Below are 17,384 nucleotides of genomic sequence, written 5' to 3'. Positions count from 1 at the left end.
TTTACCCTGGCTGAGGCAGATAAGCTCGCCGGAAAAACCTTTCCCACCAAGAGACGAAAACGCTTAGCGGCAAAGTATAGAGGAAAGCGCGTAACAGGGTGCGTTTGCGGGAACCACAGGAAGAAAAGAGAGAACATCAGGAATATCCGACGGATATTCCTGACGGCAGGCTCAACGCGGCGCGTTAGCCCAGGATGTTCGCCAGCTCGGCGCTGACTTCGGTCACTTTACGCGTGCCATCAATTTTATGGTACTGGGTATTGCCCGCCTGCGCTTCCTGCTGATAGTAGGCCACCAGCGGCTCGGTCATTTCGTGGTATTCCACCAGACGCTTACGCACGGTCTCTTCCTGATCGTCTTTACGCGTGGTCAGCTCTTCGCCGGTCACGTCATCTTTGCCTTCCACCTTCGGCGGATTGAAGGTCACGTGATAGACGCGGCCTGACGGCGCATGTACGCGACGGCCCACGATACGCTCAACGATCAATTCGTCAGGCACATCGAACTCCAGCACGCAGTCAATCTTGATGCCGGCCTCTTTCATCGCATCAGCCTGCGGTATGGTGCGTGGGAAGCCATCCAGCAGGAAACCGTTGCGGCAGTCTTCCTGCGCAATGCGCTCTTTAACCAGTGCGATAACCAGCTCATCGGTCACCAGTTTGCCTTCATCCATAATGGCTTTCGCCTGTTTGCCCAGTTCCGTGCCGGCTTTAACCGCCGCTCGTAACATGTCGCCCGTGGAGATTTGCGGAATACCGTATTTCTCCATAATGAACTGAGCCTGTGTGCCCTTACCTGCGCCCGGTGCGCCGAGCAGAATAATACGCATCGCGTAAATCCCCTTGCGAATTTATGATCTAACCAGAAGGCCAAGAACATACCATTAAGCCCCGATCATCACAAGGAAACGGGGCCAGCAGCGGCTCTGGCGATAGTGAGTATATTACCTGCGGCTATCATTAACTGATTCATCGCCAGGATCCAGCCTGACGGCAGAGTAGCGCTGTTTTTCAGACTCCATGCCGCAATAAAAAAGCCGGCTCGCAGGCCGGCTTAGGCTTAGGTTGTTGCTACTCAGGCCAGCAGCAGCTGGTTCATGCGGCGGATAAACTGGTTCGGATCTTCCAGCGTGCCGCGCTCCGCAAACAGCGCCTGATCCAGCAGCAGCTCAACCCATTCGGCAAAGCGCGCTTCATCCTGGGTATCCGCGGCGCGTTTCACCAGCGCGTGCTCCGGGTTCAGTTCAAAGATATATTTCACATCCGGTACCGCCTGCCCGGCCGCAGCGAACAGTTTGGCCATCTGGGTGCTCATTTCATTGGCGTCGGTGGTCACGATAGCCGGCGTATCGGTCAGACGATGCGTCAGGCGTACCTCTTTCACGCGCTCGCCCAGCAGCGTTTTCACGCGGTCAACGAACGGCTCCAGCGCTTTTTCCGCCTCTTTCTGCGCGTCGTTCTCTTCGTCCGCCAGTTTTTCCAGCGTGTCGTCCGCCTTGCTGACCGACTGGAAGGTTTTACCGTCGAACTCAGTCAGGTAGCTCATCATCCATTCGTCGATACGATCGGAGAGCAGCAGCACCTCAATGCCTTTCTTGCGGAACAGCTCCAGGTGCGGGCTGCTTTTCGCTGCGGCATAGCTGTCGGCAGTGATGTAATAGATCTTCTCCTGCCCTTCCACCATGCGGCTGACATACTCTTCCAGCGAGACGGTTTGCGCCACGCCTTCGCTACTGGTGGTGGCAAAACGCAGCAGTTTGGCGATCGCCTGCTGGTTGGCATGATCTTCTGCCGGGCCCTCTTTCAGCACCAGGCCGAATTCGCTCCAGAACTGCTGATACTTCTCAGCGTCATCTTTTGCCAGCTTATCCAGCATCTGCAGTACGCGTTTGGTCAACGCGCTGCGCAGGTTTTGTGTAATGCGGTTATCCTGCAGGATCTCGCGCGATACGTTGAGCGGCAGGTCGTTGGAGTCAATCAGGCCACGCACAAAGCGCAGGTAGTTCGGCATAAACTGTTCAGCGTCATCCATGATAAAGACGCGCTGGACGTAAAGTTTCAGGCCATGCTTATGATCGCGGTTCCACATATCCCACGGCGCGCGCGCCGGGATATAAAGCAGGCTGGTATATTCCTGTTTGCCCTCTACGCGGTTGTGGCTCCAGGCCAGCGGATCGCTAAAGTCGTGCGAGATGTGCTTATAGAATTCGTTGTACTCTTCATCGCTGACTTCCGCTTTGTTACGGGTCCACAGCGCCTGAGCCTTGTTAATTTTTTCCCAGCTGGTGGTGTCGCTCTCTTCATCTTTGGTTTCGATCTCTACCGGCAGCGCGATATGATCGGAATATTTGCTGATGATGTTGCGCACGCGCCAGCTGTCGAGGAATTCATCTTCGCCTTCACGCAGATGCAGCGTAATTTCGGTACCGCGATCCGCCTTGGTCAAATCGTCGATGGTATATTCGCCTTCGCCGGCGGATTCCCAGAACACGCCCTCTTCCGGCGCGCTTCCCGCGGCGCGGGTGCGCACGGTAACCTTATCGGCCACGATAAACGCCGAATAAAAACCGACGCCGAACTGACCAATCAGCTGGCTGTCTTTCGCCTGGTCGGAGCCGAGCGATTCAAGGAAAGCTTTGGTGCCCGACTTAGCGATGGTGCCGAGGTTCTCAATCACTTCATCGCGACGCATACCGATGCCGTTATCGCTCAGCGTCAGAGTGCGGTTTTCCTTATCGACAGAAACCCGAACGCGCAGCTCGCCGTCGCCTTCATACAGATCCGGCGTGGAAAGCGCGCGAAAACGCAACTTATCCGCCGCATCCGAGGCGTTGGAAATCAGCTCGCGCAGAAAGATCTCTTTATTCGAATAGAGGGAATGGATCATCAGGTGCAGAAGCTGTTTAACTTCTGACTGGAAACCACGCGTCTCTTGTCCTTTCATGGTTTTGCTACCTCAACTGAAACAGGTTTATCGAACGTTGAGGAAGAGATGGGGATGGGAAAAACTTTTTCAAGCTGGCACAGGTGAATGTGCCAGCAAGTGGTCAGTATTTAATCTTGTGGCGCCCGGCAAGCGAATGCGACAGCGTGGTGCCATCAACCATTTCCAGCTCGCCGCCCACCGGCACGCCGTGCGCGATACGGCTGGCGTCTACGCCGTACTGCGCGCAGAGCCCGGCGATATAGTTAGCCGTGGCTTCCCCTTCCACTGTGGGATTGGTCGCCAGGATCACTTCCTGAATCGCCTCTTTTTCCAGCCGCTGCTCCAGACGATCCAGCCCAATATCATGCGGGCCGATGCCGTCCAGCGGTGAAAGATGCCCCATCAGCACAAAGTAGCGTCCGGCAAACTGTCCGGTTTGCTCAATGGCGTGGATATCCGCTGGACTCTCTACCACACAAATTTGCCCGTTTTGCTGGCGACGCGGGTTCGCGCAGATGGTGCAGATTTCCTGTTCGGTAAAGGTGTGGCAGTCCGTACAGTGACCAATTTCTGACATAGCGCGCGTAAGCGCCTGAGCCAGGCGCATGCCTCCGCTGCGATCGCGCTGCAACAGCTGAAACGCCATACGCTGCGCTGATTTCGGGCCAACGCCCGGCAAGCAGCGCAGCGCTTCCATTAGCGACTCCAGCAAAGGGCTGGTTTGCATCAGAACGGCATCTTAAAGCCCGGCGGCAGCTGCATGCCGGCGGAAACGGAAGACATTTTCTCCTGCTGCGCTTCGGCGATACGGCGTGCTGCATCGTTAAACGCCGCCGCAACCAGATCTTCCAGCATATCTTTGTCATCTTCCAGCAGGCTGGGATCCACCTCTACGCGGCGGCAGTTGTGCGCACCGTTAATAGTAACTTTCACCAGGCCCGCACCAGATTCGCCGGTCACTTCCATTTCAGCGATCTCTTGCTGTACCTGCTGCATTTTGTCCTGCATCTGCTGGGCCTGTTTCATCAGGTTACCCAAACCGCCTTTACCAAACATAGTTTTCTCTCTTTGCTCAGGCCGCGTAAGCCGTTATCGGTTATGCGGCGATTCAAACGGGGCGAATACTCTCCTCATCCAGATCGGCGTCAAAAAAACGACGCAGCGTCTGAATATGGCTATCCGCAATGATGGCCTGACGCGCCTGCGTCAGTTTTTCTTCATAAATCTTTTGACGCCACTCCAGAGGCGTCAATATCGCAGGATTATCATCTTCAATGATAGTCAATTCAACCGACTTACCGCTGGCGTTGCTTAACGCCTCGGTTAATACCTGCTGCGCGGAAGCAGAGTTAAGGTGACGTTGGCTGCTGCGTAAGTGCAGACAGATGCCCTGCGCCGTCTCCTCTTTCCAGGCGTTGAGCGCCAGCTGCTGCACCAGTTTAGGCAGCGTCAGGGTGGCGATTTGCGCCGCCCAGGCGTCGCGCTCCAGCGCTTCCTCAGCCAGCCTCGCGGCCAGCTCCGGCGTTTTTTCATGCTCCAGCGCGGAACGCAGCGCCTTTGGCGTGGCGATCTGCGGCGTTTCGCTTTCAACCGCGCTATTTTGCGCCTTCCAGCGATAGGCCTCTTTTTTCACCGGCGCCGCCGGTTCTGCCGCCGGCCGTCTGGCGGCGCGTTCCGTTACCTGAGCAAGGCGTTCCAGCGCCGAGCCTGCCGGCCGCGCACTTAGCGCTGCCGGCTCATTCTTTTTTGTTTTGTTTGCTCCCTGCTGGCGCAACAGTTGAGTACGCGCCTGCAATAGCTGGCTGGTGGTGTCAGGCAGCGGCGTCTCCGGCGCGCCGGCATTCATTTCCGGCGGCGCTTGCGGCGCCTGTGGGGCGGAAAACGCCGAGGCGGCGGCGGAAGGCGGCGTTTGCACGTTGGGCTGCGGCGTCATCACCGGCCGCGTTACCGGTTCGGCGATCTCCACCTGCGGGTGAAAAGCCAGCGCGCGCAGCAGCGTCATTTCGACGCCCATGCGGCGATCGGGCGCCAGCGGCAGCTCTTTGCGTCCCATCAAAATGGTTTGGTAATAAAGTTGCACATCGGCGGGCGGCACCACGCGCGCCAGTTCGCGCAGCCGTTGCTCTACCGCCGCATACTCTTCGCTTAGCGCGGTGGGCAGCAGTTGGATCATGGCGATGCGATGCAGCAGACGCAGCATTTCAACCAGCAGCGCCTCCCACTCCACGCCACGACTGGCCGCCTGCTGCAGCAGCGCCATAGTTTGCTGACCGTCGGCGGCTGTTAAGGCTTCAATCAACGCCAGCGGCTGATCGTCATCCAGCGTCCCCAACATCGCGGCGACGCTGTCGGTGTGTACCTCGCCCTCACCGCTGGCGATCGCCTGATCGGTCAGACTCAGCGCATCGCGCATACTGCCATCGGCGGCACGCGCCAGTAGCTGTAGCGCCCGCGGCTCCGCCGGGATCTGCTCCTGTCCCAGGACATATTCCAGCTGCTGGCGAATTTGATCGACATCCAGCGCTTTAAGGTGAAATTGCAGGCAGCGGGAAAGAATGGTCACCGGCAGTTTTTGCGGATCGGTGGTGGCCAGCAGGAATTTAACGTGTGCCGGCGGCTCTTCAAGGGTCTTCAGCAGGGCATTGAAGCTGTGGCGCGACAGCATATGCACTTCATCGATCAGATAGACTTTAAAGCGGCCACGTGCGGGCGCGTACTGCACGTTGTCCAGCAGATCGCGAGTATCTTCGACTTTGGTGCGCGAAGCGGCATCGATTTCGATCAGATCGACAAAGCGGCCCTGTTCGATTTCACGACAGTTATCGCAAACGCCGCACGGCGTAGCGGTAATGCCGGTTTCGCAATTGAGCCCTTTGGCCAGCAAACGCGCAATGGTGGTTTTCCCGACGCCTCGGGTGCCGGAAAAAAGATAAGCGTGGTGGATTCGTCCCAGCGACAGACCGTTCGCCAGCGCAGTCAATACATGCTCCTGACCAACGACATCGGAAAACGCTTGTGGACGCCACTTGCGGGCAAGGACCTGATAACTCATTCGTTCACAAGATGTGTTGAAAACCAGTGGGACATGCTAACACAGCCCCGCCGCTACGGCGAGGCTGAAGGCGGGAAACTCAGTGGCCAGGAAAGGCGACCAGGCTGTAGCAATCAATACCCAGCGCGTTCAGGCGGGCTTCGCCGTTCAAATCGAACAGATTGATCACAAAGGCGGCGTCTTTCACTTCTCCGCCGGCGCGGCGGATCAGTTTCACGGTCGCTTCGATGGTGCCGCCGGTGGCCAGCAGATCGTCTACCACCAGCACCACATCACCCGGCTTAATCGCATCGCGATGCAGCTCAAGCTGGTCGCTGCCATATTCCAGATCGTAGGTTTCGCTAAAGGTTTCGCGCGGCAGCTTGCCCGGCTTACGCACCGGCACGAAGCCAACGCCTAATCCCAGCGCTACCGGCGCACCAAACAGGAAGCCACGCGCCTCGGTACCGACTACCTTGGTAATTCCCCGATCGCGAAAGCGTTCAATGAACAGATCAATGGTGGTGGCGAAAGCGCGCGGATCTTCCAGCAGACTGGTGACATCACGAAACAGGATACCCGGCTTCGGATAGTCCGGAACGCTTTTAATACTGTCTTTAAGAAATTCAAGCTGCTGTGCAGTCGCGGTCATAATGTTATGCCTGGTGAATACTAAACTGACTCGCGCAGCTTCGCCCGACGCTGACGGATAATTCCGCAGACGAAAAAGAATAAAATCAGGGAAGCCACGCACGAAAACGAACAAATCTAAGCAAAGCGCAGGACAAATGCAACTCTGATTGCCATGCAGGCAGTTTAAGTGATTGAAAATCGATAAGCTAAAAAGCGTTAATTTATGCTTTTATCTGCATTAACCGTCATTTTTTTCCCGCGCCACTACCGGCATGCGCCACATAAACAGCAACAGCGCCGCTAACATACACAGCAGCATAATGCGCAGCCAGGCGAGATGCACCAGCCAAATCGATACGGCGAAGGTGCAGATAATCAGCAGCATGGCGCGTAGCTTTACGCCAGGCGGTAGCGCCCGATGCTGCTGCCAGTGGCGGATATAGACGCCGAACCAGGAACGATACAGCAGCCACTGATGAAAGCGCGGCGAAGAACGGGCGAAGCACCAGGCGGCCAGCAGAATAAACGGCGTGGTCGGCAGCAGCGGCAATACCACGCCCAGCGTGCCCAGCACGATGGCCAACCAGCCAATAATAAGAAAGATGATGCGCTGCATGCCCTGCCCCGTGAAAAAACTACCGGGATCACTTTATCACAGCCCGTGAGCTGTACTGCAGCCGCTGACCGGCTATTTTATCTATTGTTATTTACAGGTTTAAAATCGGCGCTTAATAAGGACATCGCTATGGGACTGTTATCCTGGTTGGTTGTAGGGCTGTTGGTTGGCGTGGCGGCGGGCAAATTGATGCCGGGCCGCGGCAGCTGGCTGCCGACATTGATTTTAGCGACCATCGGCGCCCTGGTCGGCGGCTATGTTAGCGTGTATTTTAACTGGGGAACGCTGGCCAGCCTGCACCCGCGCGCGCTATTGCTGGCGCTGGCGGGCGCGTTACTGCTGGCGGCGGTATCGCGCGTTATACGACGTTAAGGAGCAAAACATGTCGCTGGAAAGCGCCTCTGATGAAATTAAACTGGCGGTAGATCTGATTATGCTGCTGGAGCAAAACGCCATTCCGCCAGCAACCGTGCTGGCGGCGCTGGAAATCGTGCGCCGCGATTTTGAAAAAAAACAGCAGAGGCCAACGCTTAGCTGACGGCCGGCTGATTCAGGCTGGGGCTGGCTTTGAGCATATCAATCAACGTTTCTACCAGCAGCGGCGCATCCTGTTCAATATCGAAGCTGTCCGGCATAAACAGCCAGTTTTCCACGATGCCGGTGACATAGCCGCGGATAATAATCGCCGCCCGCCGCAGATTAAGATCGGCGGGCAGTTGGCCCATCTGAATGCAGCGGCGCAGGGAGCGTTCTATCTTTTCATAACATTCCAGATAAAGATTTTGCTGCATAATCTGTAACGGCAGCATTTCACCGACAAATTCACATTTATGGAAAATAATTTCCAGCAGGGAGCGTCGCCGTTGGTCGCGTGCCGGCGCTTCAAAAACATAACGCAGCATCGCGCGCATCACGGAAAGTGGATCGTCTGGGTATTTTGCCTGATACTCTTGCTCAACGTCTTCCAGGCCAGACTCAGACTGCGCCCAGATCTCATTCAACAGATCGGTCTTGTTTTTAAAATGCCAGTAGATAGCGCCACGCGTCACGCCAGCCGCAGTGGCAATATCAGCAAGCGAGGTCGCTGAAACACCGAATTCCGAAAAGCGTGCGATGGCGGCGTCAAGAATTTGATGCCGTGTTTCAAGGGCTTGCTGTTTGGTTTTTCGTGCCATAGTGAGTGCTTTTACCAAGCGGCAGATTTACATACATTTGCGAATGTATGTACCATAGCATGACCATAATTTAAACGCAGCAATGGCTCAACGGTTTGTGATCCATTGACCAATCGATATCGAACAATCGAGGTTGATTTATGAAAAATAACAGAGGGTTAACGCCTCTGGCGGCCGCCCTGATGCTTTCAGGCAGCTTTTTGCTAACAGGATGTGATGATAAGTCCGAGCAGGCAGGCCAACAGCAGCAGGCGCCTGAGGTTGGCGTAGTAACATTAAAAAGCGAACCGTTGAAAATTACGACTGAGCTACCGGGCAGAACCTCCGCTTATCGCGTGGCTGAAGTGCGTCCGCAGGTGTCAGGCATTATTTTGAAACGCAACTTTGTGGAAGGCACTGACATTAAGGCTGGCGAATCGCTGTATCAGATCGATCCGGCGCCTTATCAGGCCACTTACAACAGCGCGAAAGGCGATCTGGCGCAGGCTGAGGCCAACGCGCAAATCGCCGCAGTAACGGTAAAACGTTATCAGCCGCTGCTGGGCACCAAATATATCAGCCAGCAGGATTACGATCAGGCCCGGGCGACGCAAAGTCAGACGGCAGCTGCCGTCGCCGTCGCTAAGGCGAACGTAGAAACGGCGCGCATCAATCTGGCTTATACCAAGGTCACTTCACCGATTAGCGGCCGGATCGGTAAATCTTCCGTAACCGAAGGCGCGCTGGTGCAAACCGGGCAAACCACCGCTCTGGCGACCGTGCAACAGCTTGATCCGATGTACGTCGACGTTACCCAGTCCAGCGATGAGTATCTGCGCCTGCGTAAAGAGCTGGAATCGGGTCAGCTGAAGCAGACCGACGGCAAAGCCAACGTCACGCTGATGATGCCTGATGGTAGCGAATATCAGCAGCCAGGTACCCTGGAATTCTCTGATGTTACCGTTGATGAGACCACCGGCTCGATTACGCTGCGTGCGGTCTTCCCTAATCCGGATCATCGTCTGCTGCCGGGCATGTTTGTACGTGCGCGCCTGGAAGAAGGCACCAATCCAAACGCTATTCTGGTTCCGCAACAGGCGGTAGCCCGTACGCCAACCGGTCAGGCAACGGTAATGGTCGTGGGTCAGGATAATAAAGTGGCCGTGCGTAACGTGACCGCTCAGCAGGCGATTGGTGATAAATGGCTGGTAACCCAGGGCGTACAGGCTGGCGATCGCGTGATTTCGGTCGGCATTCAGCGTGCCAAACCGGGCGCACAGGTCACGCCACAGGAAGTAACAGATAACGCTAAAGCGAATCAACAGTCGCAACAGCAATCTGAAAAACCTCAGTCTTAAACAGGAGCCACTGATACATGGCTAAGTTCTTTATCGATCGCCCCATATTTGCGTGGGTAATCGCCATCATTATCATGCTGGCGGGTGCGCTATCGATTCTTAAGCTGCCGATTGAGCAATATCCAAACGTTGCTCCCGTAGCGATACAGATTAACGCAAACTACCCTGGCGCGGATGCTAAAACGCTGCAGGACTCGGTAACTCAGGTTATTGAGCAAAACATGAACGGTATTGATGGACTGATGTATATGTCCTCTAATAGCGATTCATCCGGCGCGTTGCAGCTTACCCTCTCTTTCCAGTCTGGTACTGACGCGGATATCGCTCAGGTGCAGGTGCAGAATAAACTGCAGCTGGCGATGCCGCTTCTGCCGCAGGAGGTACAGCAGCAGGGTATCCAGGTTGAAAAATCCTCCAGCAGCTTCCTGATGGTGGCGGGCTTTGTGAGCGAAGATGGCAGCATGACGCAGAACGATATTGCGGACTTTGTCTCTTCTAACATTAAAGACCCTATCAGCCGTACCACCGGCGTGGGCGATACCCAACTGTTCGGCGCGCAGTATGCGATGCGCATCTGGATGGATCCGCATAAGCTGAATAACTATCAGCTGACCCCGGTCGACGTGGTCAATGCGATTTCTACTCAGAACGCCCAGGTGGCAGCCGGTCAGCTAGGCGGTACGCCGCCGGTGAAAGGTCAACAGCTTAACGCCTCGATCATTGCGCAAACGCGTCTGACCTCGACGGAAGAGTTCGGTAAAATCTTACTGAAAGTGAATCCGGATGGCTCTCAGGTTCGTCTGCGTGATGTGGCCACTATTGAGCTGGGCGGTGAGAACTATGAAATCATCGCGCGCTTCAACGGCCAACCGGCCGCCGGTCTCGGTATCAAGCTGGCGACCGGCGCTAACGCGCTGGATACCGCTGAAGCGGTGAAAGCTGAGCTGACGCGACTCTCCCCCACTTTCCCTGCCGGGCTGAAAGTGGTTTACCCGTATGACACCACGCCGTTTGTTAAAATCTCGATCTTCGAGGTGGTAAAAACGCTGTTTGAAGCCATCGTGCTGGTGTTCCTGGTGATGTATCTGTTCCTGCAAAACTTCCGTGCTACGCTGATCCCGACGATTGCGGTGCCGGTGGTGCTGTTAGGGACCTTCGCCATTATTAACGCGTTCGGCTACTCAATAAACACCCTGACGATGTTCGGGATGGTATTGGCTATCGGCCTGTTGGTGGATGACGCCATCGTGGTGGTGGAAAACGTCGAGCGCGTGATGGCCGAAGAAGGATTGCCGCCGAAAGAGGCAACGCGTAAATCGATGGGGCAGATCCAGGGCGCGCTGGTTGGTATTGCGCTGGTTCTTTCCGCCGTATTTATTCCGATGGCCTTCTTTGGCGGCTCAACCGGGGTTATCTATCGTCAGTTCTCCATTACCATTGTTTCCGCCATGGTGCTGTCGGTTATCGTCGCGTTGATTCTGACCCCCGCGCTTTGCGCCACCATGCTGAAACCGATCAAAAAAGGCGATCACGGTAAAACCACTGGCTTCTTCGGCTGGTTTAACCGCCTGTTTGATAGCAGCACTAACCACTATGTGGATAGCGTTGGGCATATCGTACGTAGCACCGGTCGTTATCTGTTGCTTTATCTGCTGATTGTTATCGGCATGGCGGTGCTGTTTATGCGTCTGCCGACTTCGTTCCTGCCGGAAGAGGACCAGGGATTGCTGTTGACCCAGGCGCAGCTGCCGGCCGGCGCAACGCAGGAGCGTACGCAGAAAGTGCTGGATGAGGTTTCCAACTACTATCTGACCAAAGAGAAAGCCAACGTTGAGTCGGTGTTTACGGTTAACGGCTTCGGCTTTGCCGGTCGTGGACAGAACACCGGTATCGCCTTCGTCAGCCTGAAGCCGTGGGAAGAGCGCGGCGGCGCTGAAAACAAGGTACCGGCTATTGCGGGTCGCGCCATGCAGGCGCTGAGCTCGATTAAAGATGCCATGGTGATTCCGTTTAACCTGCCAGCAATTATCGAACTGGGTAACGCGACCGGTTTCGACTTTGAGCTGATCGATCAGGCTAACCTGGGACATGACAAGCTGATGCAGGCACGTAATCAGTTGCTGGGCATGGTAGCGCAGCATCCTGATACCTTAGTCGGTGTGCGTCCTAACGGTCTGGAAGATACGCCGCAGTATAAGCTAACTGTCGATCAGGAAAAGGCTCAGGCGCTGGGCGTCTCTATTTCCGATATCAACACCACGCTGGGTGCGGCCTGGGGCGGCTCATACGTTAACGACTTTATCGATCGCGGCCGCGTGAAAAAAGTGTATGTGATGGGTAAAGCCGACTCACGTATGCTGCCGGACGACATCAACAAGTGGTACGTACGCGCCTCTAACGGTGAAATGGTGCCTTTCTCAGCCTTCTCTACGGCGCAGTGGCAATATGGCTCGCCGCGTCTGGAGCGTTATAATGGTCTGCCGTCTATGGAGATCCTGGGCCAGCCGGCTCCGGGCCGCAGCTCGGGCGATGCGATGGCGATGATGGAACAGCTGGCTTCACAGCTGCCGCAGGGCATTGGTTATGACTGGACCGGTATGTCCTATCAGGAACGCCTCTCTGGTAACCAGGCCCCCGCGCTGTATGCCATCTCGCTGATCGTGGTGTTCCTGTGTCTGGCGGCGCTCTATGAGAGCTGGTCAATTCCGTTTGCGGTTATGCTGGTAGTGCCGTTAGGGGTAATTGGCGCCCTGATCTTTACCACGCTGCGCGGCCTAAGCAATGACGTCTACTTTGTGGTAGGCCTGTTGACTACCGTGGGGCTGTCGGCGAAGAACGCCATATTGATTGTGGAGTTCGCCAAAGATCTGATGGAAAAAGAGGGCAAAGGCCTGGTGGAAGCGACGCTGGAAGCAACCCGTATGCGTCTGCGCCCTATCCTGATGACCTCACTGGCCTTCATCCTTGGCGTATTGCCGCTGGCTATCAGTACTGGCGCAGGTTCCGGCGCGCAGAACGCGGTAGGTACCGGCGTAATGGGCGGCATGGTGACCGCAACCGTTCTGGCGATCTTCTTTGTTCCTGTGTTCTTTGTTGTGGTGCGTCGTCGCTTCAGCAAACACAAGGAAGAGCTGGAACACGGCCATCCTGTCGAGCATCAACAGTAATTAATCTTATCTGGAGGCCACTTACGTGGCCTCTTTTTTATCCCTTCTCAGCCCTTTCCTGCCCTGCCCGCCTGGTTTATTGCTCAGTTGTCTGTTATCAGCAGCATTTCCGCGCATTGGTACTCTGTACGCTTGTGTAAGTGTTTTTGCGCCCTTTCGATGTATCGATCCTGCCGGTTGCATAAAGCCAATGAAAGGCGCATACTATTTGTTATGATATAACATATCAAAAGGAGCCGTTATGAAACCGGGTATTCATCCTCATTACCGTACCGTCGTTTTTCACGACACCAGCGCCGATCACTATTTTAAAACCGGATCGACGATCAAAACCGATCGCACCATTGAGATTGGTGGCGAAACCTTTCCCTATGTGGCGCTAGATGTCTCTTCCGCTTCCCATCCGCACTATACGGGCAAGCAAAAAGACTACAGCCGAGAAGGAAGCTCTGCGCGCTTTAATCAACGCTATGGTCGCTTTTTTGGTAAAAGTGAGTAAGGAAGAAAGAGAATTATGAAAGTCTTAAGCTCATTACGTGCCGCTAAGGTGCGCCATAAAGACTGCAAAGTGGTGCGTCGACATGGCCGCGTATATGTTATCTGCAAAACTAACCCGCGCTTTAAAGCGGTCCAGGGCGGGAAGAAAAAACGTTAGGTACTACCCAGGCTGGCGCTCCCGCTGGCCTGATTGATTTTGTTTTATCCCGCGCCTTTTAATTTCCTTATTTTAGTTACGCTAAACTGCCCCACCGCAGATAACGCCTAAAGGATCCTTGTAGAAAAATTGTATCCTTTTATGTCAGTAAAAAGGACAATTAAATCCTTCCTCTGGATGTAACAACATAAAATTCAATAAGCTAGGTTAAAACCAATGAAACAGAAGTGGTTACCAGCAGGACATCTGCTGTCATAAAATTAGAGCCAGCTTTAATTAACCTGACTTGCCTTCAGGCATACTTAATCCCATTCTTATCTTAAGCTCAGATAAACCCTGCGGAGGTAAAGTGCGAAAAATTATCCCGTGCGATATTTTGCAAGATGACAGAGATCCGCTAAAATTAAAAAATATCATTCTACAGAATATTCCTAAAATAGAAAAAATGCTGATCGGCGACTTACAATGGTATTCGCAAAATGCGCTTTTTGTTCCGGGAACGGTTAACGTTATTTCTGTAGAGCCAATGAGTAATGGCAGATATAAATTGATCTATCAGTTCGACTGGAATGTATTCAATGCCTGTCTTGACATTAATCAGACAGAAACCCAACGGGAAAGCGTTGAATTTGAAGTTATTCCTGGCGCGCTGGCTTTTAACTTTATTGATAACGCGCGCCCTTCTACCGCCGATGAACTTTAACGTTACTCATACCTTATCTGAAAAGAACAAGCTTACGTTATATTTACCTTGTCTGTTTAACTAACGAATCTTAATATTAAGCTTACAGTACAGTGCTTTTTTCGCTGTTTCGCATGCAGACAATGGTCGATGTATGGAGGGAAAAAAGATGGACGAATACTCACCGAAACGGCATGATATTGCCCAGTTGAATTTCTTGTGTGAGAATCTGTACGACGAAAGTATGGCAACGTTAGGCGACAGCCACCATGGCTGGGTCAATGACCCTACGTCTGCCTCTAATTTACAACTGAATGATCTGATTGAACATATCGCTTCATTCACGATGAATTATAAAATAAAGCATGCTGAGGATGAGGATCTGATTGTTCAAATTGATGATTACCTCGACGATACCTTTATGCTTTTCAGTAATTACGGCATTAATGTTCAGGATCTGCAACGTTGGCAACGTTCCGCCAGGCGTTTGTTTAACCTTTTCGCAGAAGAGTGTGCTCAGCTTCCTTTACAGCCAAGCCATTCATTTTAGCAACCATTCATTTATTATGGTTTAACCATGACAGAAAAACTTATGACCAAAACTGACTATCTGATGCGCTTAAGACGTTGTCGATCAATTGATACACTTGAGCGTGTTATTGAAAAGAATAAATATGAATTACCCGATGATGAACTGGCCGTTTTTTATTCTGCCGCCGATCACCGTCTGGCTGAATTAACCATGAATAAACTTTACGATAAAGTCCCAGTATCAGTATGGAAATATGTACGTTAAATAGGTAAGAAGAATGCGGGATGGGTAAAAATGGTGGGGGCCCTGCCAGCTACATCCCGGCACACGCGTTACCTGCTGCGGCTGCTTCCTTCCGGACCTGACCGAGTTCACAAGTTAGCGTTGCGGGAGAACCAACAGGGCCCCCATTGACGCGCTCCGTTACAGAGCGGGGGCATTATCAATGATGGCCGGGGTAAATGCAAGCCGCACGCCCGCAACCGTTGTTTTATTAAACAATCTCCGGTTTACTTGCGCTCTTTTCTCCCATCTCGGTTTTCATGGCCATAACTGTTTCTTCAGACGCTGCTTTTTGCGAGGATAACGCGAAAGCTAAAGCAGGAACCGCTATGGAAAATGACTCCTTCTCACAGCGCGTGATACAGGTTATCGCCGCTATTCCCTACGGAACCGTTGCCACCTATGGCGACATCGCACGACTGGCTGGTTCGCCGCGCGCGGCACGCCAGGTTGGCGGCGTGTTAAAACGCCTGCCCGCAGGGAGTCGCCTGCCCTGGCATCGGATTATTAACCGCCACGGACAAATTTCGCTACAGGGTGATGATTTGCTGCGTCAGCGTGATGCGCTGGAGGCGGAAGGGATTGCAATCAGTGACGCAGGAGAGGTGGATCTGGCGCGCTACCGCTGGCAATGGTGAGGGCCAGCAACGCTGGCCCAATCAACAAACTTAGAAGCTGGTTGGTGCCGGTATGGATGAAGATGGCGTAACCTGCGTTGGCGACGTCGCCGGAATGCTTGTCGCCGCGCCGCTTTGGGTCGGCATGGCCACCGATGTGGCAGGCACCAGCGTCAGGTCGATTTTTGTACCGCCATTATTGATGGCCGGTTTAACCGATTCGGTCATAAAAATCACTCTATTATCCAGGGTGATCGCGGCGCTTAACAGAATACGCGCGTCAGGCTGAATATCGGCAGGATTAAAGGGCAGAGTGAAACGGAAAGGCGCCTGTTTACCTTCGGTAACGACCACGCGCTGCGCCAGTACTTTAGCCGGGGCATTTGCCAGCGAGGCGTCTGAGAGGGTTACCGTTAAGGCCGCGTTAGGCGGTAATGCAACTTTCTGACGAATATAAATCGAACCGCTCACGTTAGGCTGGGCAATTACCGGTTGTCCTGCTAACTCTGCGCCCGGAGTCGGAATGGGGATATTTGCACTTTTATCTGCACAACCTGCAAGGGCAACGGCCAGCGCTGCTCCGCTCATTACATGCCAGAATTTCATTGATAACCTCTCCTTCTGATCAATGTCGTATCGGCGACAAATTGGCCGAAACAGCTATAAAACGCTGTATGTGCTTAATTCTGGCACAGGATTCACTTTTTTGCCTGGCGGCCGCCCGCTTCATTTTTGTTAACCGAACCTTTAACGTGTGGCGACAGTTGCAGAGACTGGTCGGATCTCGCAAACTAAACCGGTAACGTTATCGAGGAACGTCTCATGAGCCAGGCATTAACCAATTTACTTAACCTGCTGCAGCTGGAAAAACTAGAGGAAGGCCTGTTTCGCGGCCAAAGCGAGGATTTAGGCCTACGCCAGGTATTTGGTGGACAGGTAGTGGGTCAGGCGCTGCATGCAGCCAAGCAAACCGTGCCTGTTGAACGCAATATTCACTCTTTCCACAGCTATTTTCTCCGGCCCGGCGATAGCCAGAAAGCGATTATTTATGATGTTGAAACGCTGCGGGATGGCTATAGCTTTAGCGCACGTCGCGTTTCCGCCATTCAAAACGGCCAGCCTATTTTTTATATGACCGCCTCTTTCCAGGCGCCGGAAAGCGGATTTGAGCATCAAAAGCCAATGCCTGAGGTTCCCGGCCCGGAAGGCTTACCCAGTGAAACGGAAATCGCCCAGCAGCTGGCTGCGATGATCCCGGAAAAGGTGCGCGCGAAGTTCCTGGCCGAGAAACCGTTGGATATTCGCCCGGTGACCTTTCACAATCCATTAAAGGGCCATGTCGACGCGCCGACGCGCCAGGTGTGGTTACGTGCGAACGGCGCCATGCCTGACGATGCGCGCATACATCAATATCTGCTGGGCTACGCATCCGATCTTAACTTTCTCCCGGTTGCGCTTCAGCCGCATGGCAAAGGGTTCCTTGAGCCGGGTATGCAGGTCGCTACCATCGATCACTCAATGTGGTTTCATCGTGCGGTCGATTTAAATCAGTGGCTACTCTACAGCGTGGAAAGCACCTCAGCTTCCAGCGCGCGCGGCTTTGTGCGCGGAGAGTTTTATACGCAGGAAGGGGTGTTAGTGGCCTCCACCGTGCAGGAAGGCGTAATGCGGCAACGCAGTTAATAACATAAAAAAGGACGATGCCAGGCATCGTCCTTTTTTACTTAATGCG

Annotated in this window: 20 protein-coding genes, 1 other RNA gene and 1 other annotated feature; of the genes, 11 read left to right on the top strand and 10 right to left on the bottom strand. The window is 53.9% G+C overall.

From position 1 onward, the window contains the following. Positions 1-184: 184 nt before the first annotated feature. The 7 genes from adk to K6958_RS06055 all read right to left on the bottom strand — a co-directional run bounded on the left by adk (position 185) and on the right by K6958_RS06055 (position 7,205). Positions 185-829, bottom strand: coding sequence for an adenylate kinase (adk, locus tag K6958_RS06085; RefSeq protein WP_249893821.1), 645 nt, complete (start codon positions 827-829; stop codon positions 185-187). 245 nt (positions 830-1,074) lie between these two features. Continuing rightward, complete coding sequence (htpG, locus tag K6958_RS06080) at positions 1,075-2,943, bottom strand: molecular chaperone HtpG (RefSeq protein ID WP_249893820.1); 1,869 nt, start codon at positions 2,941-2,943, stop codon at positions 1,075-1,077. A gap of 103 nt (positions 2,944-3,046) precedes the next feature. Next, positions 3,047-3,652 carry a recombination mediator RecR gene (gene recR, locus K6958_RS06075; RefSeq protein ID WP_103058807.1) on the bottom strand — a complete coding sequence of 202 codons (606 nt, stop codon included), beginning with the start codon at positions 3,650-3,652 and terminating at the stop codon, positions 3,047-3,049. Then, a complete protein-coding gene (locus tag K6958_RS06070) occupies positions 3,652-3,981 on the bottom strand; it encodes a YbaB/EbfC family nucleoid-associated protein (RefSeq protein WP_085067684.1) in 330 nt (109 codons plus the stop codon). The genes recR and K6958_RS06070 overlap by 1 nt, the downstream gene beginning before the upstream one ends. 52 nt (positions 3,982-4,033) lie before the next feature. Further along, positions 4,034-5,977: a DNA polymerase III subunit gamma/tau gene (gene dnaX / locus K6958_RS06065; protein WP_249893819.1), complete on the bottom strand. Its 1,944-nt coding sequence runs from the start codon at positions 5,975-5,977 to the stop codon at positions 4,034-4,036. Next, positions 4,631-4,692: a sequence feature (DnaX frameshifting element), on the bottom strand. It overlaps the preceding gene by 62 nt. A gap of 79 nt (positions 5,978-6,056) precedes the next feature. Continuing rightward, positions 6,057-6,608 carry an adenine phosphoribosyltransferase gene (gene apt / locus K6958_RS06060; protein WP_249893818.1) on the bottom strand — a complete coding sequence of 184 codons (552 nt, stop codon included), beginning with the start codon at positions 6,606-6,608 and terminating at the stop codon, positions 6,057-6,059. 219 nt (positions 6,609-6,827) lie between these two features. Continuing rightward, positions 6,828-7,205: a DUF454 family protein gene (locus K6958_RS06055; RefSeq protein ID WP_249893817.1), complete on the bottom strand. Its 378-nt coding sequence runs from the start codon at positions 7,203-7,205 to the stop codon at positions 6,828-6,830. Positions 7,206-7,334: 129 nt separating this feature from the next. Here K6958_RS06055 and K6958_RS06050 point away from each other — a divergent pair, with 129 nt between their 5' ends. Together K6958_RS06050 and rsmS are read left to right on the top strand one after the other, a co-directional pair. Further along, a complete protein-coding gene (locus K6958_RS06050; RefSeq protein WP_249893816.1) occupies positions 7,335-7,577 on the top strand; it encodes a GlsB/YeaQ/YmgE family stress response membrane protein in 243 nt (80 codons plus the stop codon). A gap of 10 nt (positions 7,578-7,587) precedes the next feature. Further along, positions 7,588-7,743, top strand: a complete 156-nt coding sequence (gene rsmS / locus K6958_RS06045) for a pleiotropic regulatory protein RsmS (RefSeq protein ID WP_249893815.1) — start codon at positions 7,588-7,590, stop codon at positions 7,741-7,743. Here the strand turns inward: rsmS and acrR are convergent. Further along, the gene (gene acrR, locus K6958_RS06040; protein WP_249893814.1) at positions 7,736-8,380 is read right to left on the bottom strand and encodes a multidrug efflux transporter transcriptional repressor AcrR; all 645 of its coding nucleotides are present in this window, start codon (positions 8,378-8,380) and stop codon (positions 7,736-7,738) included. The genes rsmS and acrR overlap by 8 nt on opposite strands. 140 nt (positions 8,381-8,520) lie before the next feature. Between acrR and K6958_RS06035 the strand changes: the two genes are divergently transcribed. The 7 genes from K6958_RS06035 to K6958_RS06005 all read left to right on the top strand — a co-directional run bounded on the left by K6958_RS06035 (position 8,521) and on the right by K6958_RS06005 (position 15,017). Further along, positions 8,521-9,717, top strand: coding sequence for an efflux RND transporter periplasmic adaptor subunit (locus K6958_RS06035; RefSeq protein WP_249893813.1), 1,197 nt, complete (start codon positions 8,521-8,523; stop codon positions 9,715-9,717). 17 nt (positions 9,718-9,734) lie between these two features. Beyond that, on the top strand, positions 9,735-12,884 hold the full coding sequence (gene acrB / locus K6958_RS06030) for a multidrug efflux RND transporter permease subunit AcrB (protein ID WP_249893812.1): 3,150 nt from the start codon (positions 9,735-9,737) through the stop codon (positions 12,882-12,884). A 241-nt stretch (positions 12,885-13,125) separates the two neighbouring features. Beyond that, positions 13,126-13,383, top strand: a complete 258-nt coding sequence (locus K6958_RS06025) for a type B 50S ribosomal protein L31 (RefSeq protein ID WP_249893811.1) — start codon at positions 13,126-13,128, stop codon at positions 13,381-13,383. Between the two features lie 15 nt (positions 13,384-13,398). Continuing rightward, the gene (gene ykgO, locus K6958_RS06020) at positions 13,399-13,539 is read left to right on the top strand and encodes a type B 50S ribosomal protein L36 (RefSeq protein WP_249893810.1); all 141 of its coding nucleotides are present in this window, start codon (positions 13,399-13,401) and stop codon (positions 13,537-13,539) included. A 349-nt stretch (positions 13,540-13,888) separates the two neighbouring features. Continuing rightward, positions 13,889-14,242, top strand: a complete 354-nt coding sequence (locus tag K6958_RS06015; RefSeq protein WP_249893809.1) for a hypothetical protein — start codon at positions 13,889-13,891, stop codon at positions 14,240-14,242. 148 nt (positions 14,243-14,390) lie between these two features. After that, the gene (gene tomB / locus K6958_RS06010; protein ID WP_085067696.1) at positions 14,391-14,771 is read left to right on the top strand and encodes an Hha toxicity modulator TomB; all 381 of its coding nucleotides are present in this window, start codon (positions 14,391-14,393) and stop codon (positions 14,769-14,771) included. 27 nt (positions 14,772-14,798) lie between these two features. Next, entirely contained in the window at positions 14,799-15,017 is a 219-nt protein-coding gene (locus K6958_RS06005; protein ID WP_249893808.1) for an HHA domain-containing protein, read from the top strand. A 40-nt stretch (positions 15,018-15,057) separates the two neighbouring features. Here K6958_RS06005 and ffs read toward each other — a convergent pair. After that, positions 15,058-15,154: signal recognition particle sRNA small type (ffs, locus tag K6958_RS06000), an RNA gene on the bottom strand. Positions 15,155-15,364: 210 nt separating this feature from the next. On the opposite strand from ffs, the gene K6958_RS05995 reads away from it, so the two are divergent. Then, complete coding sequence (locus K6958_RS05995; protein WP_249893807.1) at positions 15,365-15,673, top strand: MGMT family protein; 309 nt, start codon at positions 15,365-15,367, stop codon at positions 15,671-15,673. A gap of 30 nt (positions 15,674-15,703) precedes the next feature. Here the strand turns inward: K6958_RS05995 and K6958_RS05990 are convergent, their stop codons facing one another. Beyond that, positions 15,704-16,258: a YbaY family lipoprotein gene (locus K6958_RS05990; protein WP_249893806.1), complete on the bottom strand. Its 555-nt coding sequence runs from the start codon at positions 16,256-16,258 to the stop codon at positions 15,704-15,706. Positions 16,259-16,474: 216 nt separating this feature from the next. On the opposite strand from K6958_RS05990, the gene tesB reads away from it, so the two are divergent. Continuing rightward, positions 16,475-17,335, top strand: a complete 861-nt coding sequence (tesB, locus tag K6958_RS05985) for an acyl-CoA thioesterase II (RefSeq protein WP_249893805.1) — start codon at positions 16,475-16,477, stop codon at positions 17,333-17,335. The last annotated feature ends 49 nt before the right edge of the window (positions 17,336-17,384 follow it).

Source organism: Mixta hanseatica (assembly GCF_023517775.1).
Lineage (GTDB): Bacteria > Pseudomonadota > Gammaproteobacteria > Enterobacterales > Enterobacteriaceae > Mixta > Mixta hanseatica.
Note: the sequence above shows the minus strand (reverse complement) of the source record. Positions and strands in the feature narration are given on the sequence as shown.